Annotated in this window: 16 protein-coding genes; all 16 read left to right on the top strand. The window is 64.7% G+C overall.

The features are described from left to right. Positions 1–178: 178 nt before the first annotated feature. The 16 genes from HBF32_RS13260 (at position 179) to HBF32_RS13185 (ending at position 23,803) form a co-directional block, all read left to right on the top strand. Entirely contained in the window at positions 179–6,187 is a 6,009-nt protein-coding gene (locus HBF32_RS13260; protein ID WP_166700067.1) for an alpha-2-macroglobulin, read from the top strand. Between the two features lie 62 nt (positions 6,188–6,249). Continuing rightward, complete coding sequence (gene pbpC, locus HBF32_RS13255; protein WP_338039781.1) at positions 6,250–8,538, top strand: penicillin-binding protein 1C; 2,289 nt, start codon at positions 6,250–6,252, stop codon at positions 8,536–8,538. Positions 8,539–8,611: 73 nt separating this feature from the next. Beyond that, positions 8,612–9,916 carry a methyl-accepting chemotaxis protein gene (locus HBF32_RS19515; RefSeq protein ID WP_166700066.1) on the top strand — a complete coding sequence of 435 codons (1,305 nt, stop codon included), beginning with the start codon at positions 8,612–8,614 and terminating at the stop codon, positions 9,914–9,916. Positions 9,917–9,998: 82 nt separating this feature from the next. Further along, complete coding sequence (locus HBF32_RS13245; RefSeq protein WP_166700065.1) at positions 9,999–10,424, top strand: VOC family protein; 426 nt, start codon at positions 9,999–10,001, stop codon at positions 10,422–10,424. Between the two features lie 81 nt (positions 10,425–10,505). Next, positions 10,506–11,897, top strand: a complete 1,392-nt coding sequence (locus tag HBF32_RS13240; RefSeq protein WP_166700064.1) for a sugar porter family MFS transporter — start codon at positions 10,506–10,508, stop codon at positions 11,895–11,897. A 256-nt stretch (positions 11,898–12,153) separates the two neighbouring features. Further along, on the top strand, positions 12,154–12,702 hold the full coding sequence (locus HBF32_RS13235) for a fimbrial protein (RefSeq protein ID WP_166700063.1): 549 nt from the start codon (positions 12,154–12,156) through the stop codon (positions 12,700–12,702). Between the two features lie 66 nt (positions 12,703–12,768). Next, the gene (locus HBF32_RS13230) at positions 12,769–13,512 is read left to right on the top strand and encodes a fimbrial biogenesis chaperone (RefSeq protein WP_166700062.1); all 744 of its coding nucleotides are present in this window, start codon (positions 12,769–12,771) and stop codon (positions 13,510–13,512) included. Beyond that, complete coding sequence (locus tag HBF32_RS13225) at positions 13,509–16,154, top strand: fimbria/pilus outer membrane usher protein (RefSeq protein ID WP_166700061.1); 2,646 nt, start codon at positions 13,509–13,511, stop codon at positions 16,152–16,154. The genes HBF32_RS13230 and HBF32_RS13225 overlap by 4 nt, the downstream gene beginning before the upstream one ends. A gap of 96 nt (positions 16,155–16,250) precedes the next feature. Then, positions 16,251–17,219, top strand: a complete 969-nt coding sequence (gene trbB, locus HBF32_RS13220) for a P-type conjugative transfer ATPase TrbB (protein ID WP_166700060.1) — start codon at positions 16,251–16,253, stop codon at positions 17,217–17,219. A gap of 18 nt (positions 17,220–17,237) precedes the next feature. Continuing rightward, positions 17,238–17,618 carry a TrbC/VirB2 family protein gene (locus HBF32_RS13215; protein WP_166700059.1) on the top strand — a complete coding sequence of 127 codons (381 nt, stop codon included), beginning with the start codon at positions 17,238–17,240 and terminating at the stop codon, positions 17,616–17,618. Continuing rightward, positions 17,618–17,929: a conjugal transfer protein TrbD gene (locus HBF32_RS13210; RefSeq protein WP_166700058.1), complete on the top strand. Its 312-nt coding sequence runs from the start codon at positions 17,618–17,620 to the stop codon at positions 17,927–17,929. Before HBF32_RS13215 ends, HBF32_RS13210 begins: the two co-directional genes overlap by 1 nt. Beyond that, the gene (locus HBF32_RS13205) at positions 17,926–20,457 is read left to right on the top strand and encodes a VirB4 family type IV secretion/conjugal transfer ATPase (protein WP_166700057.1); all 2,532 of its coding nucleotides are present in this window, start codon (positions 17,926–17,928) and stop codon (positions 20,455–20,457) included. Before HBF32_RS13210 ends, HBF32_RS13205 begins: the two co-directional genes overlap by 4 nt. A gap of 2 nt (positions 20,458–20,459) precedes the next feature. Continuing rightward, positions 20,460–21,176 (top strand): VirB8/TrbF family protein, encoded by a 717-nt coding sequence (locus HBF32_RS13200; protein ID WP_166700056.1) that lies wholly within the window; start codon positions 20,460–20,462, stop codon positions 21,174–21,176. Between the two features lie 13 nt (positions 21,177–21,189). Continuing rightward, entirely contained in the window at positions 21,190–22,089 is a 900-nt protein-coding gene (gene trbG / locus HBF32_RS13195) for a P-type conjugative transfer protein TrbG (RefSeq protein WP_166700055.1), read from the top strand. 239 nt (positions 22,090–22,328) lie between these two features. Next, positions 22,329–22,496, top strand: a complete 168-nt coding sequence (locus HBF32_RS13190; protein WP_166700054.1) for a hypothetical protein — start codon at positions 22,329–22,331, stop codon at positions 22,494–22,496. Between the two features lie 5 nt (positions 22,497–22,501). Continuing rightward, entirely contained in the window at positions 22,502–23,803 is a 1,302-nt protein-coding gene (locus tag HBF32_RS13185; RefSeq protein WP_166700053.1) for a TrbI/VirB10 family protein, read from the top strand. Positions 23,804–23,836 lie beyond the last annotated feature (33 nt).

Genomic DNA, 23,836 nt, shown 5'->3' with positions numbered 1-23,836 from the left:
TGACGCGTCTGGAACAGCACGACACGTGTCCCGTCTGTGCCAGAATTTCGCCGTCGCCCTGGCATATGCCGCGCGCAAGGATAGTTTTTGGGGATACGTAGGCCATAACCCGTTCGTCGCTGCCGCGATGGGCGGAGGCCAGGCGTATCCGTCACCTGGGAAAGGACCGGAAGGGAACATGGACCTGCTTCGCTTTATCGCTCTGCTGCCCGTGCGCGTGGTGCGCGGCTTCTTCCGCCTTCTGGCCTGGGCGCTGCGTCCCGTGTTCGGCAACCTCGCCTGGTCCGCTCCCGCCTGGATGCCCGCCACCGGACGCGCTGCGCGCCATCATCCGGTGAAGTTCGCCGGTACCGTCGCCGCGGTGCTCGTCGTCGTCGCCGCCGGCTGGTTCGGATGGCACTGGTGGCAGAACCGGCCGCGCCCCGTCGAGCCGGAGCGGATCACGTTCCAGGCACCGGCGCCGGACATCAGCGACTACGCCCACACGCCGCTGACGATCCATCCGCTCACCGTCACCTTTTCCGCCTCGGCCGCGCGCCTGGAATCGCTGGGCAACGTGGTGACCGAGGGCATTGCCATGGACCCGAAGCTGCCGGGTCAATGGACCTGGGAAAACGACCGGACGCTCCGGTTCGTGCCTGCCAACGACTGGCCGGTGGGCCGCAAGGTCGACGTGCGCTTCGACAAGGCGAAGGTCTTCGCGCCGCAAGCGTTGCTGGCCGAGGATCATTTCAGCTTCGAGACCGAGCCCTTCACGGTGCGCGTGGTCAACGGCGAGTTCTACCAGGACCCGCAGGACCCGACCCGTAAGAAGACCATCGTGCAGCTTGGCTTCAATTACCCGGTGGACGCGGCGCAGCTGGAGAAGCGCCTGGCGCTGGACCTGCGCAGCGGGAATGAAAAGCGCGGCAGCGAACTCAAGTACACCGTCACCTACGACGAGCACCGCCTCAACGCCTTCGTCCATTCGCAGCCGCTGGAATTGCCCCGCGACGACGGCTCGGTGCGCCTGCACCTCGACGACGGCGTGCGCAGCAGTCGCGGCGGCGACGGTACGGAAAAGGACCTCGAAACCTCGGTGCGTGTCCCGGGCCTCTACAGCCTGACATTGGACGAGGTTTCCGCCACGCTGGTGGACAACGAGCGCTTCGAGCCGGAACAGGTGGTCGTGATGCGTTTCGGCGGCCCGGTAAGCGACAGCGACCTGGCGAAAAAGCTGCAGGTGTGGGCCCTGCCTGCCGACGATGACAAGCATGGCAGCGTGGACACCATCGGCGAAGCCGACCTGCGTACGTTCGCGAAGCTGAAGCCCGAGATCGTCCCGACGGAGAACGACTGGTCGGAGACGCAGAGCTTCCGCTACCACGCCCGGCCGGGTCAGCGTATCTACGTGCGCGTCGACAAGGGCATGACCTCGTTCGGCGGCTACGTGATGCCCAGGCCGCGCGCGGACCTGCTCACCGTACCGGACTATCCGAAGCTGCTGCGATTCATGGCCGATGGATCGCTGCTGTCGCTGAGCGGCGATCACCGCGTCTCCGTGGTGTCGCGCAACATGCCCGGCATGCGCGTCGAGGTCGGCCGGGTGCTTCCCGACCAGCTCCAGCACCTCGTGTCGATGAATGCGGGCACCTTCGCCAAACCCGAGTTGTACAGCCTGACTCCCGACAACATCGTCGACCGCTTCGTGAGCACCACGCCCTTTCCCGACGAAGGTCCGGGGAAGGCGCATTACGAAGGCTTCGACCTGGGCCGGTACCTTGCCTCCGGCAAACGGGGCGTGTTCCTCCTCAAGCTGTCCGGTTACGACGCCAAGGCCGCCGCGGAAGCGCGCGACCGCCGCGAGAAGGCGGCCCGGGAAGCCGCCGCGCGCGAAGCCGGCGGCGATCCCGACGCGGCGGCGGCCGCCGCGGCCGCCGACCGCTACGATACCGACGGCATGATGTACGACGCTCCGCGCGATCAGCGCCTCATCGTCATCACCGATCTCGGCGTGATCGCGAAGAAGGTGCTCGACGGCAGCTACGACATCTTCGTCCAGTCGATTCGCACCGGCTCCCCCGTGGCCGGCGCGTCGGTGTCGGTCGTCGCGAAGAACGGCAGCACCCTGTTCACCCAGGCCACCGGTGCCGACGGCAGCGCGCATTTCGCCAACCTGAAGGATTTCGCCCAGGAGAAGACGCCGGCGATGTTCGTGGTGCGCCAGGGCGAGGACCTGTCGTTCCTGCCCGTCGGCAGCTACGACCGTTCACTCGATTTCTCCCGCTTCGACATTGGCGGCGAGCCCAATGCGCACAGCCAGGGCCAGCTTTCCGCTTACCTGTTCTCCGACCGCGGCATCTACCGGCCGGGCGACCTCTTCCATATCGGCATGATCGTGCGCGCCAACAGCTGGACGCGCAGCGTCGCCGGCATGCCGCTCATCGCCGAAGTCGTGGACCCGCGCGGTACCGCCGTACGCCAGGAAACCGTGTCGATGGACACGGCCGGCTTCGCCGAACTCGGTTACACCACGGCCGAAACCTCGCCGACCGGCAACTGGACGGTGAACCTCTATATCGCCAAGGACGGGAAGCCTTACTCGCAGATCGGCAGCACCACGGTGCAGGTGAAGGAATTCCAACCCGACCGGATGAAAGTGTCGGCGAAGCTCTCCCGCACCGTGGTGGAGGGCTGGGTGAAGCCCGCGCAGCTGAAGGCGCTGGTGGACGTGCAGAACCTCTTCGGCACGCCGGCGGCGAATCGCCGCGTGGAAGGTTCGCTGACGCTGCGTCCGGCCTTCGCATCCTTCCCCAGTTACAAGGACTATCGCTTCTACGACGTCCGCCGTGCCAAGGAAGGTTTCGAGGAAAAGCTTGCCGACGCGAAGACCGACGACAAGGGCCACGCGGAGTTCGCGCTCGACCTGTCCCGCTATGCCGATGCCACATACCAGCTCTACTTCCTCGCCAAGGCGTACGAGGCGGAAGGCGGTCGCAGCGTGGCCGCCGCGACCCAGGGCATGGTGTCGTCCAACGATTGGCTGGTGGGCTACAAGGCTGTCGACAACCTGGACTACGTGAGCCGCGACGCGAAACGCACCGTGAACCTCGTGGCCATCGATCCGACCGCGAAGCGCATCGAACTCAAGGGCTTGAAGCAGGCCATCGTGGAGACCCGCTACGTGTCGGTGCTCACGAAGCAGGATTCCGGCGTCTTCAAGTACGAATCCAGGGCGCGCGAGTCCACGCTTGCGGAAACCCCGCTCACGATACCGGCAGCCGGCCTCGACGTGGCGCTGCCCACGGACAAGCCGGGCAACTTCGCCCTCGTGGTGAAGAACGCCGACGGCAAGGAAGTCAATCGCGTCGCCTGGTCCGTGGCGGGCGAAGGCAACGTGTCGCGTTCGCTGGAGCGCAACGCGGAACTGCAGCTCACGCTGTCGAAGAAGGATTATGCGCCGGGCGAGACGGTGGATGTCGCCATCCGCGCGCCGTACGCCGGCAGCGGCCTCATCACGATCGAGCGCGACAAGGTCTATGCGCACGCCTGGTTCCATGCCGACACGACGAGCTCGGTGCAGCACATCGCCGTCCCCGCGGACTTCGAGGGCAACGGTTACATCAACGTGCAGTACGTGCGCGACCCATCGTCCGACGAGATCTTCATGAGCCCGCTGTCGTTCGGTGTGGTGCCGTTCTCGGTCAACATGGACGCGCGGCGGAGCGCGATCGCCGTGGAGTCGCCCCCGCTGGTGAAGCCAGGCGACACCGTGACCTTCCACGTCACCTCACCCACGCCGACCCGCGCTGTCGTGTTCGCGGTGGACGAGGGCATCCTGCAGGTGGCCCGCTACAAGCTTGGCGATCCGCTGGACTACTTCTTCCGCAAGCGCATGCTCGAGGTGTCCACTTCGCAGATCCTCGACCTCATCATCCCGGACTTCGAGAAGCTGATGGGCATGGCTGCGCCGGGCGGCGACGCCGAGGGTGCGATTGCCCGCCAGCTGAATCCGTTCCGGCGCAAGCGCGACAAGCCGGTGGCGTACTGGTCCGGCATCGTCGACGTCGACGGTTCGCGCGACCTTACGTATACGGTGCCCGACTATTTCAATGGCAAGCTGCGCGTGATGGCCGTGGCCGTCTCGCCGGAGCGCACCGGCACCTTCGAGGGGTCCACGACCGTGCGCGGCGACTTCGTGCTCTCGCCGAACGTGCCGACCACCCTGGCGCCGGGCGACGAGGCCGAGATCAGCGTTGGCGTGGCGAACAACCTCACCGGGCTCGGCGGCAAGGACGTGCCGGTGGCGGTGGGCCTGAAACTCGGCCCGCAGCTGCAGATCGTAGGCGATACGGCGAAGACGCTCAGCCTCGGCGAGATGCGCGAGGGCGTGGCCGTCTTCCGCGTACGCGCGACGGACAGGCTCGGCTCCGGGAACATGACCTTCACCGCGAGTTATGGCGGCAAGTCGGCCAGGCAGGCGGTGGACCTGTCGGTGCGGCCGGCCTCGCCGCTGCGCACCGATCTGGCCTTCGGCCACGTGGATGCCCACGGGCGCGCCGACGTGACGGGCCTGCGCGACATGCACGACGAATACGCGGTCCGCGACGCCGCGTTCTCCACGGTCCCTGTGGTGCTGGCGCGCGGGTTGGCCGCATACCTCGTGGATTTCCCTCATTACTGCACCGAGCAGGTTGTCAGCGCGGCGATGCCGGCGCTGGTCCTCGGTAAGCGGCCCGAATTCGGCGACGTGAAGCCGGCGCGCATGCAGGACGGCGCCACGCCGCCCGCCGACCCTGTGGCGGCCTTGCTCGGCACCTTGCGCGCCAGGCAGAACGGACAGGGCGGTTTCGGGCTGTGGACAACGACACCGGACACGAATGCGTTCGTCACCGACTACGCCGTCCACTACCTGCTGGAGGCCGGCGATCGCGGTGTGGCCGTGCCGCGCGACATGCTCGCCTCCGCCGACAATGCACTGCGGCAGATCGCGGCCGACGACACCGGCGATTCCCTCGCGGCGATGCGTCAGCGCGCGTACGCCGTCTACCTGCTGACCCGCCAGGGCAACGTCACCACCAACGATCTCGCCTCGGTACAGCGCCGCCTGCAGGAGGTTCATCCGAAGGCATGGAAGAACGACCTCGCCGCGGCCTGGGTGGCGGCGTCGTACAAGCTCCTGCACCAGGACAAGCTCGCCGGCGACCTGATCGCCGGCCCGCGGAAGCTGCTCACGCGTCCGTCCGCCGACGAGGCTTATGTCTATGCCGAGTACTACGACGCACCGATCCGCGACGCGACCGTGCTTTACCTGCTGTCGAAGCATTTCCCGGAACAGGCGAAGGCCCTGCCGCCGGAGACGGTCGAAAACCTCGTGCGCCCGCTGGGGAAGGGACACTACAACACCTTGTCGTCCGGCATGATCATCCTCGCGCTGGACGCATGGGCGAAGGACGGCGGCGGCGATACCGCGAAGCTCTCGATCGGCGCCGTCGCGGCGAACGGCGCGGTGACGCCGATCGGCGCGCCCAGGGGCTCCCTCCTGGATGCGCACTGGTCCGCCGGCACGCAGCGCCTGCGCCTGGTCAACGATGCCGATGCGACCGCCTGGTACGGGGTCGCCCAGACCGGCTTCGATCGCAAGCCGTCCACCGACGTCCGCAAGGACGGCCTCGAGATCGTCCGCCGTTATACGACGCTCGACGGCAAGGCCGTCGATACGGTGAACACCGGCGACGAGATCGACGTGCATGTGCGCATTCGCGCCACGAAGGACGACGGTGTCGCGGATGTCGCCATCGTGGATCTCCTGCCGGGTGGTTTCGAACCGGTGCTCGATACCGCGCCGCCCGCCGAGGCATCGGCCGCGCCGGCGTCCGACGACTCGTCGGCCGAGGGCGAAAGCACCGGCGAAGGGGACGAAGCCGATGCCGAGGGTGGCGGCGAAGCCGGCGATACGCCGGCATGGCGATCGCCCATCGGCAACCCCGAGTCCACCTGGACACCGGCCTATGCCGACGTGCGCGAAGACCGCGTGGTGGTCTACGGTTACGCGAGCCGCGACGTGCAGGAGTTCGTGTACCGGATCAAGGCAACAAATGCCGGCACCTTCGTCGTGCCGCCCGCGCTGGCGCAGTCGCTGTATGACCGCAGCGTGCAGGCGCGCGCGCCGGGCGGCGGCACGATCACGGTGGAGCGAAAACCCTGAGGCTTCGTCTTCCCCGCTGGCACAACGCCCTCGCGGCCATTCTGCTCGTCGCCGGCATCCTCGTGGGATGCCGGCTCTGGCCACACGATCCGCTGCGCGCGGCGTTTCCGTCCTCCACGGCGGTATACGACGCGAACGGCCGCCTGCTGCGCCTCACCCTCGCCAGCGACCAGCGCTATCGCCTGTGGGTGCCCCTCGAGGACATCTCGCCCTCGATGGTCGATGCGGTGCTGCTGCACGAGGACCGCTGGTTTCGCTGGCATCCGGGGGTCAGCGCCTGGGGCCTGCTGCGCGGCGCGTGGGTGACCTACGTTCGCGGCGGGCATCCCCAGGGCGGATCGACGATCACGATGCAGCTGGCCCGCCTGATGTGGCATCTGGACACGCGAACGCCCGGCGGCAAGCTCGTGCAGGTGGGAAGGGCGCTGCAGCTGGAGCTGTTCCACTCCAAGCACGACATCCTCGAGGCCTACCTCAACGCCGCGCCCTTCGGTCGCAACGTGGAAGGGGTGGGCGCGGCAAGCCTCGCCTACTTCGGCAAGGCACCCGCGCGGCTCAGCCTGCCGGAAGCGCTCACGCTCGCGGTGATTCCGCAGGAGCCGGCGCGGGGCCTGCCCGGCCGTGTCGGCGGCACGGCGGTGATCGACACGGCGTTGAAGGCATCGCGCGACCGCCTGTTCGCCCGCTGGATCGCCCGGTATCCCGTCGATGCCTCGGCCCGCCCCCTGTTCGAACTGCCGCTGCGCCTTCGCCCCCTTTCGCGCCTGCCGTTCGAAGCGCCGCATTTCGTGGAACAGGTGCTGGCGGAGCGTCGGCTCGGCGGCGACGCCGAAATGCGTGTCGCCACCACCCTCGACCTGGGGCTGCAGCACAGCCTGGAACGCCAGGTGCGGCAGTACGTGGCGCGCGGTGGCGAACGCGGCATCCGCAATGCCGCGGCGATCCTCGTCGATACGCGCGACATGGGCGTGAAGGCCATGGTCGGATCGGCCGACTATTTCGACGCCTCGATCCAGGGCCAGGTCAACGGCACGCTGGCCAAGCGCTCGCCGGGTTCGACGCTGAAGCCCTTCATCTACGCGCTGGGGTTCGACCAGGGCGTGCTGCATCCGGAAACCGTGCTGCGCGACGTACCGTCCGCCTTCGGTCCCTATACGCCGGAGAACTTCGATGGCCACTTCCTCGGACCCGTGACGGCGACGCAGGCACTGATACGCAGTCGCAACATCCCCGCCGTGCAGATCGCGGCGAAACTCGCCTCGCCCAACCTCTACCAGTTCCTCCGCGATGCCGGCATCTCGCGCATGGCGAGCGAACAGCACTACGGACTCGCCCTGGTGCTCGGCGGTGGCGAGGTCACGATGCAGGAACTCGCCGGTCTCTACGCCATGCTCGCGAACCGCGGCGAGCTTCGGCCGCTGCGCCTGCTGGAAAGCACGCCGACATCGCGCGGCACGCGCCTGCTGAGCGAGGAAGCGAGCTTCATGGTCATGGACATCCTGCGGCAGAATCCGCGGCCCGACGATGCGGCGGCGGCACAGCCCTCGCGCCTGCCGCTGTACTGGAAGACGGGCACGTCATGGAGTTTCCGCGACGCCTGGACGGCCGGAAGTTTCGGGCCGTATGTGCTCGTGGTGTGGATCGGCAACTTCGATGGCGCCGGCAATCCGGCGTTCGTGGGGATCGACGCGGCGGCGCCGCTGTTCTTCCGTATCGCCGATGCTTTGCGCGCCGAACGCCCGGGCCTCGCCGAACCGATCCGGCGCAATCCGCCGAACGTGCGGCGCGTGCCGGTCTGCCTCGCCAGCGGCGACCTGCCGAACAGCTGGTGTCCGCAAGTGGGCAGCACCTGGTTCATTCCCGGCAAATCGCCCATCCGTGTGAGTAACGTGCACCGGCCGGTGGTCGTCGACATCGCCACCGGCAAGCCCGCGTGCCCACCCTACGACCCGGCGCGGACGCGAACCGAGGTGTACGAGTACTGGCCTTCCGACCTCGCGCGGGTCTTCGCCCAGGCAGGCATGCCGCGACGGACGCCGCCCGCGCTTCCCGATTGCCAGGGCGGAGGCCAGCCGGCCGGGGATCCTCCGAGGATCACGTCGCCTTTGAAGGGCAGCAGTTACCAGGTGAGGGTCTCGCGCGTGGGGAGCGAGCGGATCGCCTTCACGGCCACGGCCGATGCGGGGTCGCGGACGCTTTACTGGTTCGTCGACGACACGTACCTCGGCAGTGTCCCCGGCGGCCAGTCGCTGATGTGGGCCCCCGAACACGCCGGGCGCTTCCTCGTCCGCGTGGTGGACGACCAGGGCCGGACGGATGCGCGCGCGCTGGTCGTGGGAGTCCTCGAGTAGTCGGCTCAAGCTTGCGTCGTCGCTGACGATATATCTCCTTACCACAGGGAGGGCAGTGCCGATGATTGGCAGGATGATTTCTCGTCTTCGCAGCACCCCGGACAAGGGCGACGTCCGCGGCAAGATGGACGCACTGAACCGCACCCAGGCCGTCATCGAATTCGCCCTCGATGGCACGATCCTCGACGCGAACCGCAATTTCCTCGATGCCATGGGTTACGAGCGGGCCGAGGTCGTCGGCCGCCACCACCGCATGTTCGTCGCCGACGAGGAGGCGAACACCCCCGCGTACGCCGAGTTCTGGCGTCGCCTGGGATCGGGCGAGCCGGACGTCGGCCTGTACCGCCGTCTCGGGGCCGGCGGCAGGGAAGTATGGATCCAGGCCAGCTACAACCCGGTGCTGGACGGCCTCGGCAGGCCGCGGAAGATAGTGAAGTTCGCCACCGACGTGACCGGGCAGCGCTTGCGCGCCGCCGACATGGAGGGCCGGCTGGCCGCCATCGACAAGGCGCAGGCGGTGATCAGCTTCACGCTCGACGGTACCATCCTCGAGGTCAACGACAACTTCCTCGCCACGATGGGCTATGCCCGCGAAGACGTCGTGGGCCGGCATCACCGCATCTTCGTCGAGGCCGTCGAACGGGAAGGTGCGGCCTACCGCGCGTTCTGGGAGAAACTCGGGCGCGGCGAATACCACGCCGGCCTGTTTCGCCGTGTGGACCGGCAAGGCCGCGAGGTATGGATCCAGGGCAGCTACAACCCGATCCTCGACATGGCCGGTCGGCCTTTCAAGGTGGTCAAGTACGCCACCGATGTGACGGCGCAGACGCGCGCCACACGCACCCTGCACGCCTCGCTCGCCGAGCTGGCCGACACCGTGCCGGCCATTGCCGCGCAGGCCCGCGCCACGAATGCGCTGGCCACCGAGGCCAGCCGGTCCGCCACCGACGGCGGGGCCATGGTCGAGGCGGTGATCGACACGATGTCCGCCATCCAGGCGGGTGCGCGGGATATCGCCGACATCGTATCGATGATCGATGCCATCGCGTTCCAGACCAATATCCTCGCGCTCAATGCCGCGATCGAAGCGGCCCGCTCGGGCGAACACGGGAAAGGTTTCGCGGTGGTGGCCCAGGAAGTGCGCGTGCTGTCGCAGCGCAGCGCCGATTCCGCCCGGGAAATCCGCGCGCTGATCGACGGCACGCTCGAACGCGTGCGCGAGGGCAGCGAACGCAGCGGGGAAGCGGGCCTGGCGATGCGCGACATCCTCGCCTCGGTGGGCACGCTGCTGGATCGCGTCTCCGACGTGGCGAAGGCGACCGACCAGCAGGCCGGAGGCATCGACACCGTGCGCAAGGCGGTGTCCGAACTCGCCTGATGTCACGTTTCCATGGCAGGGCAGTGTCCATGGGGTGCGATTCAGGCGTAAGGTACGGGGTTCCAATGGGAGGCCCTGGACGATGAACAGCACGATCATTCCCTGCCTGCGTTATACCCATGCGCTCGAGGCGATCGATTTTCTCTGCACCGCCTTCGGCTTCGAGCGGCAGGCGGTGTACACGAACGCGGAAGATCCCGGCATCGTCGACCACGCGCAGCTGACCTACGGCGGCGGCATGATCATGCTCGGCTCGGTGCGCGACGACACCGCATTCAGCCGGCACATGGTGCAGCCGGACGAGGTGGGGGGCCGCGAGACGCAGTGTGCCTGCGTCATCGTCAAGGATGTGCGCGCCCACTACGACAAGGCCAGGAACGCGGGCGCCACCATCGTCGACGAGTACGAGGAGAAGGAATACGGTGGCGCGGGCTATTCGGCGCGCGATCCGCAGGGGCATCTCTGGTATTTCGGAAGCTACGATCCCTGGGCGTCGCCCTCCGGGTAAGGAAGCTTCCCGCTTCATCATGGTGTTGGCTTCGGGCCGCTGCAGCGGCTCCTACAGGTTTTTTTTGCCGGGAATGAATCGATGGATGTTGCCAAGAACGAAATCCCTGTCGCCCATCCGAAGGCGGCTGTCGTCACTACCTGTATCCTCGCCGCGCTGGCAGGCCTCATGTTCGGCCTCGACGTCGGCGTCATCTCCGGCGCCACGCAATTCATCCAGGCCGAATTCAAGATCAGCGACGGCGTGGTCGAGTGGATCGTGAGCGCGATGATGGCGGGTGCGGCGATCGGGTCGCTCGGCGCGGGCTGGATGTCCGCGACGCTGGGACGCAAGCGCTCGCTCATGCTCGCCGGTGTGCTGTTCGTCGCCGGTTCGCTGTTCTGCGCGGTGGCCGGTACGCCGACGATCCTGATCGTGGCGCGCTTCGTACTGGGCCTGGCCATCGGTGTCGCCGCTTTCACGGCCCCGCTCTATCTCGCCGAAGTGGCTCCCGAAAGGATCCGCGGTGCGATGATCTCCACCTACCAGCTGATGATCACCACCGGCATCCTGCTGGCCTTCCTGTCCGATACCGCGCTCAGCAGCACCGGCAACTGGCGCTGGATGCTAGGCATCATCGCCGCGCCCGGCATCCTCTTCGCCATCGGCCTCTTCTTCCTGCCGGACAGTCCGCGCTGGCTTCTTCTGGTGGGGCGTCGCCAGGAGGCGGAGACGGTGTTGATGAAGCTGCGCGGCGACGACGAGACGGTGAGGCGGGAGATGGCCGATATCGACGAGCAGCTGAAGACGCGCCAGCACGGTTGGAGCATGTTCCGCGAGAATCCCAACTTCCGCCGGTCGGTGGGCCTGGGCATCCTCTTGCAGGTCATGCAGCAGCTCACGGGAATCAACGTGGTGATGTACTACGCGCCGCGCATTTTCAAGGAAATGGGCTATGACACGCACGCCCAGATGTGGTTCACGGCCATCGTGGGTGTGACGAACATGCTCGCGACGCTGATCGCACTGGCTTTCGTCGATCGCCTTGGGCGCAAGCCGATCCTCTATGCCGGCTTCGCCATGATGGTGGTGGGCCTCGGTTCGGTCGGCACGATGATGGGGCTTGGCATCGACACGCGCGGCGAGCAGTTGCTCACCGTGGGCATGCTCCTTTTCTTCATCGTAGGCTTCGCCATGTCCGCCGGCCCGTTGATCTGGGCGTTGTGCGCCGAAGTGCAGCCGCTGAAGGGTCGCGACTTCGGCATCGCGGTTTCCACGTTCACGAACTGGGCCGCCAACACCATCGTCGGCGTCACCTTCCTCAGCCTGCTGAGCGGCATCGGCAACGCGCAGACCTTCTGGCTCTATGCCACCTTCAATGCCGTGTTCATCGGCCTCACGTACTGGCTGGTTCCGGAAACCAAGAACGTGACCCTGGAACAGATCGAGCGCAACCTCATGAGCGGCAAGCCGCTGCGCAAGATCGGCCAGTAACCGTTAGCACGTTCTGAAGCGTTTCGTCATGAGAAAACGGAACGCTTTCGGAAATTGCGAGTCTCATCGGACTTCGGCAAAGAAGTCCGATTTTTGAGCAAACTTCTATATTGCTTGTAGGGCAAATCCGACAAAATTCTTGTCGCTCGCGTAGGACGAGCACTCGGCTGCGTGAGCACGGGGAGGCCCCGTGCCTCTCCAGGCCGACGGCCCAACCGGGCCGTTGCTTTTTCCAGAACGTAACAAGGTTAATTGGATGAACCTCAAGGCAATGACTTCGGCCCTGCTTATCGCAGGGCTGGCGGCTCCGGCTGTCTTCGCGACGACCGGCACGATCACCTTCACCGGCTCGGTCAGCACGGTGACCTGCTCGATTCATGGCGACGACCCGAGCAATCCGAGCCCGGACTTCACCGTGCGCATCGACGGCGTCAACGCCGGCGACATGCCGAACGTCGGCGACACCGCTGGCCTGACGGGTTTCCGGATCTTCGTCGGTCAGGAAGGCGAGTCGACCTGCACCGACGGCACGAAGGTGTGGGCGCATTTCGAGCCCGGCGCGACGGTCGATCCGGTCACCGGCGGCCTCCGCACCACGGGTACCGCGACGGGCGTGCAATACCGCCTGTTCGACAAGCTGATGAACCGCATCAATCCGTGGGACCAGGACCAGGGTGCGATCAAGGAAACGATCAGCAACAACCAGGCGGTGCTGGCGCATGCCGCCGCGTTTGAGCGTATCGGCGCGGTGACGGCCGGTACGGCCGACAGCTCCGTGACCTACTCGGTGCGCTTCGAGCCGTAAAGAGCCACCCCGGTCGCCGGCGCATGCCGGCGGCCGACTGCCTTCGCCCTAAGGAAGTCCCGAATCATGCAAGGAACGACCCGTAAAGCCAGGCGTGCCGCGCACGCGTGGATCGCCGCCATGGCGCTGGGTGCCGCGGGCACCGCATCGGCGACGGTGGTGATGAACGGCACGCGTTACGTCTATGTCGCCGACGCGAAGGAAATCACGGTCAAGGTCAGCAATGTCGGCAAACTGCCGGCCCTGACCCAGGCCTGGATCGACGACGGCGACGAGAAGTCCACCCCCGAACACGTCGACGTGCCATTCAACCTCACGCCTCCCATTTCGCGTGTGGAGGCGGGCAAATCGCAGACCTTGCGCATCTCTTACACCGGCGGCGAGGTTCCTTCCGATCGCGAGTCGCAGTTCTGGCTCAACATTCTCGAAGTGCCGCCGAAGCCGAAGGCGGAGGAAGACGTCAACAAGTTGCAGCTCGCGTTCCGTTATCGGCTCAAGATGTTTTACCGCCCCAAGGGGTTGGCGGGGTCCGCCGACGCCGCACCGGAAAAACTCGCGTGGCGGCGCACCGCCGATGGCCAGATTTCGGCCAGCAACCCCACGCCCTTCCACGTCACGCTCAACGATGTGCGCCTGAACGCGGATGGCGGCGAGGTGGCGGTGGAACCGTTTGCCATTCCGCCGCTGGAAACCGTCACAGCGAAGCTTGAGCGTTCGCTCCCGTCCGCCGATGGCATCCGCGTCGAGTACAAGAGCATTAACGATTACGGCGGCTTCGTGCCGCATAGCAAGGCCATCGAAGCGCCATGAACCTCTTCCGTCGAACACGCCATCGGCTGGCTCGCCGCCCGCTGGCGATGGCGCTTGCCCTGCTCGGGCCCGCCGCGGCGAAAGCCGTGGCCCTCGATCCGCTCGGTCCCGGCCCGGAGCCGGAACCGGTCGGGCCCCAGGCCGTCTTCAACGCGGACTTCATCCATTCGGCGAACGGCGCCATCGATCTGTCGCGTTTCGAACGCGGCAACGTCACACTCCCGGGCATCTACCGGCCCGACGTGCTGGTCAATGAGCGGCCGATCCCGGGGTCGCGCGACATCGCCTTCCGCCAGGTCGCGAACAGCGAGAGCGCACAGCCGTGCTTCGACCGGGCGATGCTCGTGCGCTTCGGGCTGGACACGGAAAAACTGGCCAACCGCACGGCGAGCGACGGTACGGTGGCGCCGCTGGACGACAAGCCTTTCTGTGGAAACCTGTCGGCATACGTCCCGGGGGCCACGCTCGACTTCGACAACTCGGAGCAGGTCCTGCGCATCACCCTGCCGCAGGCCTTCCTCGTTTCGCGTGCCCGCGGCTATGTGAGTCCCGAGTTCTGGGACCAGGGCGAGCAGGCCGCGATGCTCAACTACAACGTCAATACCTTCCAGGTGCGTCGGGAAGGCCGGCGCTCCACGGACACCTTCGTCAACCTCAACGCCGGGGCGAACCTCGGCGGGTGGCGGCTCCGGCATACCGGCGTGCTGTCGATGGCCGACGGCAGCAGGCACTGGCGAAACAACCAGGTGTTCGCACAGCATGACATCACCGATGCGCGTGCCCAGTTGACTGTCGGCGAGGCGAATACAAGCGGCGAGATCCTCGACACGGTGCGCCTCCGTGGCGTCGGTATCGTCAGCGACCAACGCATGCTCCCGGCGTCGCAGCGCGGCTATGCGCCGGTCATCCGCGGCGTGGCCGAGAGCAACGCCCAGGTGACCGTGCGGCAGAACGGCTACGTGATCCACAGCACCACCGTGGCCCCAGGTGCATTCGAGATCGACGATCTCTATCCGACCGGCTACGGCAGCGACCTCGAAGTCACCATTACCGAGGCGGACGGACGCACGAAGCGCATCGTCGTGCCCTATACGGCGGTGCCGCAGATGCTTCGCGAGGGAACGACGCGCTTTGCCCTCTGGGCCGGGCAGGTAGACGAGGACAGCGTCGCCGAAACGCCGTTCGTCTTCCAGGGCACGGTGCAACACGGCGTCAGTAACAGCACGACCCTCTACGCCGGCGCCACGGCGTCCAACAGCTACACATCGGGCTTGCTCGGCGCGGCGGTGAACCTGCCTTTCGGCGCGGTGGCGCTCGACGTCACCAGTTCCCGCGCGGCCTTCCGCAGGGACGGCGTTCGCCGTGGCGTCAGCACCCGCGTGCGCTGGTCGCGCACGCTTTCCTCCACGGGCACGAATTTCGGCCTGGCCAGCCAGCGCTTCTCCACGCGCGACTACCTCGGCGTGGTCGACGCCGCGGCGTTGCGCAGCCGCCTGCGGCGCGGTCTGCCCGGCGAAGCCATCGGTGGGGAGCGGAGCCGGTTCGACGCGAACATCGGTCAGGCCATCGGCGCGGGACAGCTGTCGCTGGTCGGATCGCTCGTGGACTACTGGGACAGCCGCTCCCGCGGCGTCGACTACACGCTGGGCTACAACAGCAGTTGGCGCTCGCTCAGCTACAACCTATCGGTGCAGCGTTCCCGCCTCGGCGATGTCTTCGCCCGCGCAGGAAACGGCCGTCGCAACCTCACCGACACGACCGTGTACGCGTCGTTCTCGTTGCCGCTGGGCTCCGCGCCGGCCGCGCCGAATCTCGGCGCCACCTACACCCGGAACGACAGCGGCGACGCCAGCCTGCAAGCGCGCCTCAACGGCAGGATGGCCGGCAACGAAGACCTCATGTACACCCTGGCGGCCGGACGTTCGGAAGGTCGTCACAGGCCATCGTCGACCTCGGCCAACGCCAGTGCCGTCTACCGCAGCTACGCGGGCAGCTACCGGGCGTCGGTCGGTCGCGGTAGCCAGGGCAGCACCCAGTACGGACTCGGCGCGACCGGCGCTGTCGTGGCGCATCGCGATGGCGTGACGCTGGCACAGGAGCTTGGCGAAACGAACGCCATCATCCACGCGCCCGGCGCCGCCGGTGCGCGCATCGAAAGCCATGCGGGCGCGCGCCTCGACCGACACGGCAATGCGGTGGTCCGCGGACTCCTTCCGTACCAGCTCAACACCGTGTCCATCGACCCTCGCGGCGCCTCGCACGATGTGGAGCTGGAAAGCACCAGCGAAAGCATCGCGCCGCGCGCCGGTTCATTCGCGCGCCTCGACTACCGCACGACCGTGGCCCAGTCGATGCTGATCCACGCAACGAAACCGGACGGAAGTCCCTTGCCATTCGGCGCCTCGGTGTTCGACGACACCGGCCAGGCCGTCGGTGTCGTAGGCCAGGGCAGCAAGATCTTCGCGCGAGGCGCATTGAGTGGAAAACGACTCACGGTGAACTGGGGTGAAGGCGAAGCGGGCAGTTGCCGCATCGTCATACCCGAGTCGATCGATGGGTTGAAGACGCATGGCATGCACCGCTCCATGCAAACCCCCTGCACAACCAGCGAGGACGGTATCGCCATGCGAAAGGCTGCCTGATACCACAAGCATAATCGCGGACGCGGATGCGTCTGCCGGCGACAAGCGCCGACGCGACCACGAGGGTCGTGTCGGCGTCCCTGAGAAACGACAACTATGGAAGCGGTACAAGCCGGCGGTCCGACCGCCGTGCTGAGGGAGCGTGCGCGCGAAAAACTGCTGCGCGACCTCGGCGATACATTCATGAATGCGTTCAACGACCCGAAGACGGTCGAGATCATGTTGAACGCGGACAGCCGGCTTTGGCAGGAAAGACTCGGCGAAGGCATGCGTTGCATCGGTACGATGCGGCCGAGCCAGTCGGAGGCCGTGATCAAGACCACGGCAGGTTACTACGGAAAAGAGATCACAAAATCGAACCCAGTTCTCGAATCCGAGTTTCCACTCGACGGATCGCGCTTCGCCGCGCAGCTTCCGCCGATCGTCAGCGGACCGACCTTCGCCCTGCGCAAGAAGGCCATCGCCATCTTCAGCCTCGCCGACTATGTCGCCGGCGGGACGATGACGGCTGGCCAGCGCGAGGTGCTGCTTAACGCGATCCATGCGCACCGCAACATCCTGGTCATCGGCGGCACCGGCTCGGGAAAGACCACCCTGATCAACGCCATCATCCGCGAGATGGTCGAGGCGAACGACAGGGAGCGCGTCTTCATCATCGAGGACACCGGCGAGATCCAGTGCGCCGCCGAAAACTTCGTTCAGTACCGCACGTCGTTCGACGTTGACATGACCCAGCTGCTGCGCACCTCGTTGCGCATGCGACCCGACCGCATCCTCGTAGGCGAGGTGCGCGGTCCGGAGGCGCTGGACCTGCTCATGGCCTGGAATACAGGCCACGAGGGTGGAGCGGCCACGCTCCACGCCAACGATGCGCGTGCCGGCCTCTCGCGGCTGGCGATGCTCATCAGTATGCACCGCGATGCGCCGCGGCCCATCGAGCCGCTGATCGGCGAAGCCGTTCACCTGCTCGTTCATATCACGCGCACCCCCGGCGGCCGTCGCGTCCAGGACATCGTAGCCGTCGATGGGTACGAGGACGGGCGTTACGTGCTGCGGAATCTTTAAACGTCCCCGGAGAAAAAAATGATCGCTTTGTCCCAGGCCAAGCCGGCAGGTACCTTGATGCTTAGAGTTGTGGGAGCAATCCTGCTATCTGTCGCCATCATGATGCCATCTCTGGCACTTGCCCAGAATTTGCCTTATGAGGAGGGTTTGACCACCTTCCGGACGTCCATGACCGGGCCTGTTCCCTTCATCATCTCATTGGTCGGTATCGTTGCATGCGGTGCGATGCTGATCTTCGGTGGAGAGATCAGCGGATTCCTCCGGACGATGGTATTCATCGTCCTTGTGGTGTCCGTCATCGTGCAGGCGAGCAACATCGTCGAACTCTTCGGCGGACGTTGGGAAGGGGACGCCAGAGGCTTCTTCTTCATTCCATCCAATGCCTCGGCTGTCGTTTGATGGGTGCTCGAACGGTACCGATTCGTCGGGCAGGCAATCGAGACAACCTCGTTCTTGGAGGGGATCGTGAACTCGTTATGTTCACGGGATTGCTCGCGGGAGCGCTGATCTTCTCGGCTCAGGAGATAAAGGCCGGGATATTCGGTGTGTTCCTGTGGGTGGCCGCGCTACAGATCTTCCGTCTCATGGCCAAGTCCGATCCCAAGCTGCGTTATGTCTACCTCAGGCAGCGCGGCTACAAGAAGTACTACGCGCCGCGTTCTACGCCATTTCGTACGAATGGCGTGGCCGAGGAGCGGCAATACCGATGATCGTCTGGCTTATCACGGGGATGGCGGTTGTTACCGCCATCCTCGTCATCCTGTTGATCGCGGGTATCCGCCGCCTGGATGCCGAACCCAAGCTCGACTTCCGCAGACCTCATGGGCAGGCCGTATCCGACCTGCTCAATTACGCTGCCGTCGCCGCCGACGGCGTAATCGTCTGCAAGAGCGGCGCCTTCATGGCCGCCTGGATGTTCGAAGGCGACGACGCCGCCAGCAGCACCGACGAGCAGCGCGAGGCGGCGTCTATGCGCGTGAACCAGGTACTGTCGCGCCTTGGTAACGGTTGGATGCTGCATGTCGATGCCGTGCGCCGACCCGCCCGCGAATACCCTGACGCGGCTACCTCGCATTTTCCCGATCCTGTGTCGGCGGCAATTGACGAGGAGCGCCGCCGTCTGTTCCGAAGCCTGGGGACGACTTACGAGGGCTACCTCGTGATGACCCTCACCTACTATCCACCGCAGGTTGCCCAACGCAAGTTCGTGGAGATGATGTTCGACGACGACACGGAAGTAGCCGGGCATACCGAACGGACCCAGAGCCTCATAGGTGATTTCCAGCGTGAATGCCGTAGTTTCGAAAGCCGTCTCTCAAGCGTATTCAAAATGCGTCGTCTTCAGGGGCATGAAAGCATCACGGAAGAAGGGCGCACGGTCACTCACGACGACTTCCTGCGTTGGCTGCAGTTCTGCGTCACCGGCCTCGATCACCCCATCGTTCTGCCTGAAAACCCGGTATATATCGATGCGCTCGTCGGGGGGCAGGAAATCTGGACCGGCATTGCGCCGCGCATCGGACGGCGCTTCGTTCAGGTCGTGGCCATCGAAGGATTCCCTATGGAATCCTATCCGGGGATACTGGCGTCGCTAGCGGAGCTCCCCAGCGAGTACCGCTGGTCGAACCGGTTCATCTTCATGGACCAGCACGAAGCCCTCCGTCAGATGGAGAAGTTTCGCAAGAAGTGGCGACAGAAGGTCAGGGGTTTCTTCGATCAGATATTCCAGACGAACAACGGAGCGGTGAACTACGACGCGTTGTCGATGATGCATGACGCCGAGGCGGCCATCGCGGAGATCAACAGCGGACTCGTCGCTCAGGGGTACTACACGAGTGTCGTCGTGGTGTCCGACGAGGATCGATCGCGCCTGGATCGTTCGATGAGGCAGATAGAAAAGGCGATCAATGCGCGCGGATTCGCCGCTCGGGTCGAAACCATCAACACGATGGACGCTTTGCTTGGTAGCTTCCCAGGTCACGGTGTGGAGAACGTCCGGCGGCCGCAGATCAATACATTGAATCTCGCGGATCTCCTGCCAACCGCGACCATATGGACGGGACTGCCGGAGGCGCCGTGTCCCATGTATCCGCCGAATTCGCCTGCCCTGATGCAGTGCGTTACCCAGGGCGCCACGCCGTTCCGGCTGAACCTGCACGTGAACGACCTGGGGCACACTTTCATCTTTGGCCCCACGGGCGCCGGCAAGTCGACGCATCTCGGCATCCTCGCCGCGCAGCTTCGTCGCTATCCTGGCATGTCCCTGTACTGCTTCGACAAGGGGCGTTCGCTGTACCCCTTGGTGAGAGCGTGCGGTGGCCTCCATTTCGACGTGGCGGGAGACGACGACGATCTGGCGTTCTGCCCGTTGCAGTTCCTGGAATCGAAGTCTGATCGCGGTTGGGCCATGGAATGGTTAGATTCCATGCTGGCGCTTAATGGCGTGCACACCACGCCGGTCCAACGCAACGAGATCGGCAGCGCTTTGCAGTCCATGCATCAGTCCGGCGCCACGACCTTGTCCGAATTCGTCCTTATGATACAGGACGAGGCGATTCGCGAAGCGCTGAAGATCTATACTGCCGACGGGACCATGGGTCACCTGCTCGATGCCTCCGTCGACGGCCTCCGCCTGTCTGACTTTGCCGTGTTCGAGATCGAGGACCTGCTCAATCTTGGCGACAAGTACGTTCTGCCGGTGCTGCTGTATCTCTTTCGCCGCATTGAAGCGTCGCTGAACGGGCAGCCGGCTGCCATCATCCTGGACGAGGCCTGGCTTATGCTTGGCCATCCGGTGTTCCGGGCGAAGATTCGCGAATGGTTGAAGGTGCTTCGCAAGTCGAACTGCCTCGTGATCATGGCGACCCAGAGCCTTTCTGATGCAGCCAACTCCGGCATCCTCGACGTCATCGTCGAATCCACGGCGACCAAGATCTTCCTGCCGAATCCATTCGCTCGAGACGACGACGCGGCGGCACTGTACAGACGCATGGGGCTGAACACGCGGCAGATCGAAATACTCGCCACGGCAGTGCAGAAGCGCCATTACTACTACATGTCCGACAAGGGCCGTCGCCTCTATGACCTTGCCCTTGGTCCTCTCGCCCTGGCCTTCATTGGCAGCACCGACAAGGAATCCATAGCCACCATACGCGCGCTCGAGGCGCGCTATGGGGACGCATGGGTGCATGACTGGCTGCAACTGAAGGGTTTACGCCTCGCGGACTATGGAGTCTGATCATGAAGTTGAAGAAGAAGCGCGTGTCTCCGAACGGTGTGGTTTCGCAAGCGCTACAGCATCCCTACCTGAACGCGCAGCGGAGCTGGAACTCGCATGTTGGCAGCCTCATTGCGTCGCGTACGCTTTGGCAGGCAATGGCTTTGGTCAGCATGCTGGTGGCCCTGGCGGCGGTGGGTGGCGTGATCTACATCGGAAGCCAATCGAAGTTCATTCCCTACGTAGTAGAAGTCAACAAGCTGGGGGAGGCCATGGCCGTCGCGCCGGCAAAGCAGGCCGATAAGGTCGATCAGCGGATCGTCCGAGCGACTGTAGCGGAGTTCATCGTGAATGCGCGCACGGTAACCCCCGACATCGCCATGCAGCGGCGCGCTATTTTCAAAGTCTACGCGGTGATGGCCGGCAATAGCGCGGCCACGCGCAAGATGACGGCGTACCTCAATGGCAATCCGGAAACCAATCCCTTCAAGAGAGCGCAGAAGCATACCGTGAACGTGGAGATCGTTTCGGCCATTCCACAAACGGCCAGCACGTGGCAGGTGGACTGGATCGAGACCCAGCGTACGCGCAAGGGGGAAATCGTCGGCAAGCCGTACCGGATGCGGGCTTTGCTCAATGTCGATAGCCAGGCGACGCCTGCGGACGTTACAGAAGACCGGATCCGCCTGAATCCGATGGGCATACAGATTTCGGATTACTCCTGGACCAAGCAGTTCTGATAGAGCACGATCAATGAAAACAACCCTGTTAATTGCTGCGATGATGATGATAGTCGTGGCTGGCGCCGCCTCGGCCGCTACCAATGAAACGCAACTCGCCGACCAGTTCTTTTCGGCTGAAAACCCCAAGCTCACCGATCAGGAGAAGGCGGGCCTCGATATCTCACGCAAGTGGATCGCGAGCACGTCGTCGTCGGTCAAGCCAGTACCTGGCCCGGACGGAACCATTCGCTTTCTGTACGGGCAATCGCAGCCGAGCATCGTCTGTGCGGTCCTGCAGGTATGCGACGTGGAACTCGAGTCGGGCGAGCAGGTCAGCTCCGTGAACCTGGGTGACGCCGTGCGTTGGCTGGTCGAGCCGGCATTGTCGGGTACGGGCGACGACGCCATACAGCACCTGGTGATCAAGCCCCTGGACGTCGGCTTGGAAACATCGCTGATGGTCACCACGGACAGGCGAACCTACCATCTTCGACTGCGTTCCCATCGCACGGAGTACATGCCACGGGTGGCGTTTTCCTATCCCGAGTCGTCTGAGTCGAAATGGGCGGCCATGAAGAGGCGTACAGCCGCCGCCCAGCGCGTGCCGGCTGCCAGCGCGAAGAACGAATACTTAGGTAACCTCGATTTCGGTTATCGGGTGAGCGGCAATGCGCCATTCAAGCCCACGCGGGTCTATAACGACGGGCTCAAGACGATTATCGAGATGCCATCCACGTTCCCGCAAGGCGAAGCACCTACGCTGCTTGTTGTGCGAGCTAGCGGAAGCGTGTTCAAAAAAGACGACGAAGTCATGGTGAACTACCGTCTCCAGGATGGCCGCTATGTCGTGGATACCCTGTTCGAAAAAGCCGTCTTGGTCTCTGGTGTCGGCGCGGGGCAGCGCAAGGTCACCATCGAGAGACGCCGATGAGGAGGCTTTGGATACCCCTTTTTATGGCCTGGCTGCTTGGCGGATGCGTACCCGTTGCGCCCAGGACGACCGCTTCGGTTGCCGATACGGATCCCCTGCGGCGCTCTGTGGTGGAAGACGTCGTGAACGGCGTGAGCGAGGTATATGAGCCGACTGCGACTGTCCTCATACCATCGCGACAGGCCACAGGTGCATTCGATGTCGCGCTTCACGCGGCTCTTCGGGCCAGAGGCTTCGTCATGAAGGATGTGCCAGAAGCGGGTGAGGTCTTCGACTGTCATGTAGCCCTCGTCGAGGGCGTCCTCTATCGCGTGACGGTTACCGTGGGCGATATCACCTTGTCGCGGCCGTGGGTGTTCGATGGCTTCCGCGCCTATGCGGGTGGCACATGGACGCGGCGGGGGTAGGCGATATGGAAAGACAACGAACGGTCAATGGTGACCTGCTGCCCGACGCCGATCTGTTGCCGAAGCCCGGCGATCCATCCATCGGTGTGCGCAGGGTAAACAATCTGCCGCTGTTCATAGTGGGCGGTGTAGTCGTGGTATTCGTCGTCCTCGTGGCGCTGGTTGCCGTGCAGCGTGGCGGAAGCAAGCGGGCGGAGGCAAAGACCGTTTCGACGGCGGCGCTTCCGGAAAACAGTCAACTCGTCGACCAGATGCTGGCCAGTGGTGCCGTGGCGGGGCTCGTGCCCGATCCCGAAGAGAACGCCGTGCCCTCGTTTCCCATCGCTCGGGTCGAGGATCTGGATATTCCGCCGCAGCCCGCATCCGCCGGAGCGGAACCGACGAGGCAGCAGGATAACGACGAGATGGCGAAAGAGAGGATGAAACTCTTCCAGACGGCCATGCGTGCGAGGACGGGGCTGCTGCAATCTGCACCGAAGAAGTCCGAGACCCGCGACGATGGAAAGAACGATCCCGGCAACTCTGGCGGTGCGGAAACCGGCGACAGACGCGGCGACAGTGGAAACGGCGGTGGCGCAACGGGGCCCGAAGGACAAGACGGTGCTCTGATCGTTGCCGGAGGCGACTATGCGAGATTCGATCGGAAGACGACGAAGGGCAAGAACAGCGATCGCTGGCTGCTGGATTCCGAACTCGAAGACCCGCGGACGGCATACGAAGTGCGTGCAGGTTCGGTGATACCCGCGACCATGATATCCGGTATCAACTCCGAACTTCCCGGGCAGATCGTGGCCCAGGTCAGTCAGGACGTGTTCGACACGCCCACGGGCAGGTATCGGCTCATTCCACAAGGATCCAAGCTGATCGGACGTTATAACAACAACGTCGTGCTGGGGCAGTCGCGGGTGCTCGTTGCCTGGCAGCGCATCGTGTTCCCGGATGGAAGGGCCATGGATATCGGTGCGATGGAAGGCGTCGATAGTGCCGGATATGCTGGCTTCAACGACAAGGTCAACAGCCATTACCTGCGGATGTTCGGCTCAGCCATCCTCATGTCCGGCATCACGGCGGGGTTGACCTCTTCACGCATCGATCCGAGCAGCGATCCCTTCGGTTCATCCAATGCCGCGACGCTGAGCCAGGCGCTGGCCCAGCAGGTAGGAGAAGTGGCCATCAAAATGATCGAGAAGAACATGAACGTGGCACCGACCCTGCAGATCAGGCCGGGTTACCGGTTCAATGTGATGGCCGTGAAAGATCTCACCTTCAATAAGCCATACCAGGCATTCGAATATCAGTTCCGTTAACCACCCATTCGGCAAGCATGCCGATATCCCCAC

Origin of the sequence: Luteibacter yeojuensis (genome assembly GCF_011742875.1) — a bacterium.
Classification (GTDB): Bacteria; Pseudomonadota; Gammaproteobacteria; order Xanthomonadales; family Rhodanobacteraceae; genus Luteibacter; species Luteibacter yeojuensis.
Note: the sequence above shows the minus strand (reverse complement) of the source record. Positions and strands in the feature narration are given on the sequence as shown.

What these genes read in the sequence shown, in the direction of transcription:
- HBF32_RS13260 (WP_166700067.1), top strand. Translation starts at nt 179, where the DNA reads ATGGACCTGCTTCGCTTTATCGCTCTGCTGCCCGTGCGCGTGGTGCGC.
- HBF32_RS19515 (WP_166700066.1), top strand. Translation starts at nt 8,612, where the DNA reads ATGATTTCTCGTCTTCGCAGCACCCCGGACAAGGGCGACGTCCGCGGC.
- HBF32_RS13245 (WP_166700065.1), top strand. Translation starts at nt 9,999, where the DNA reads ATGAACAGCACGATCATTCCCTGCCTGCGTTATACCCATGCGCTCGAG.
- HBF32_RS13240 (WP_166700064.1), top strand. Translation starts at nt 10,506, where the DNA reads ATGGATGTTGCCAAGAACGAAATCCCTGTCGCCCATCCGAAGGCGGCT.
- HBF32_RS13235 (WP_166700063.1), top strand. Translation starts at nt 12,154, where the DNA reads ATGAACCTCAAGGCAATGACTTCGGCCCTGCTTATCGCAGGGCTGGCG.
- HBF32_RS13230 (WP_166700062.1), top strand. Translation starts at nt 12,769, where the DNA reads ATGCAAGGAACGACCCGTAAAGCCAGGCGTGCCGCGCACGCGTGGATC.
- HBF32_RS13225 (WP_166700061.1), top strand. Translation starts at nt 13,509, where the DNA reads ATGAACCTCTTCCGTCGAACACGCCATCGGCTGGCTCGCCGCCCGCTG.
- trbB (WP_166700060.1), top strand. Translation starts at nt 16,251, where the DNA reads ATGGAAGCGGTACAAGCCGGCGGTCCGACCGCCGTGCTGAGGGAGCGT.
- HBF32_RS13215 (WP_166700059.1), top strand. Translation starts at nt 17,238, where the DNA reads ATGATCGCTTTGTCCCAGGCCAAGCCGGCAGGTACCTTGATGCTTAGA.
- HBF32_RS13210 (WP_166700058.1), top strand. Translation starts at nt 17,618, where the DNA reads ATGGGTGCTCGAACGGTACCGATTCGTCGGGCAGGCAATCGAGACAAC.
- HBF32_RS13205 (WP_166700057.1), top strand. Translation starts at nt 17,926, where the DNA reads ATGATCGTCTGGCTTATCACGGGGATGGCGGTTGTTACCGCCATCCTC.
- HBF32_RS13200 (WP_166700056.1), top strand. Translation starts at nt 20,460, where the DNA reads ATGAAGTTGAAGAAGAAGCGCGTGTCTCCGAACGGTGTGGTTTCGCAA.
- trbG (WP_166700055.1), top strand. Translation starts at nt 21,190, where the DNA reads ATGAAAACAACCCTGTTAATTGCTGCGATGATGATGATAGTCGTGGCT.
- HBF32_RS13190 (WP_166700054.1), top strand. Translation starts at nt 22,329, where the DNA reads ATGAAGGATGTGCCAGAAGCGGGTGAGGTCTTCGACTGTCATGTAGCC.
- HBF32_RS13185 (WP_166700053.1), top strand. Translation starts at nt 22,502, where the DNA reads ATGGAAAGACAACGAACGGTCAATGGTGACCTGCTGCCCGACGCCGAT.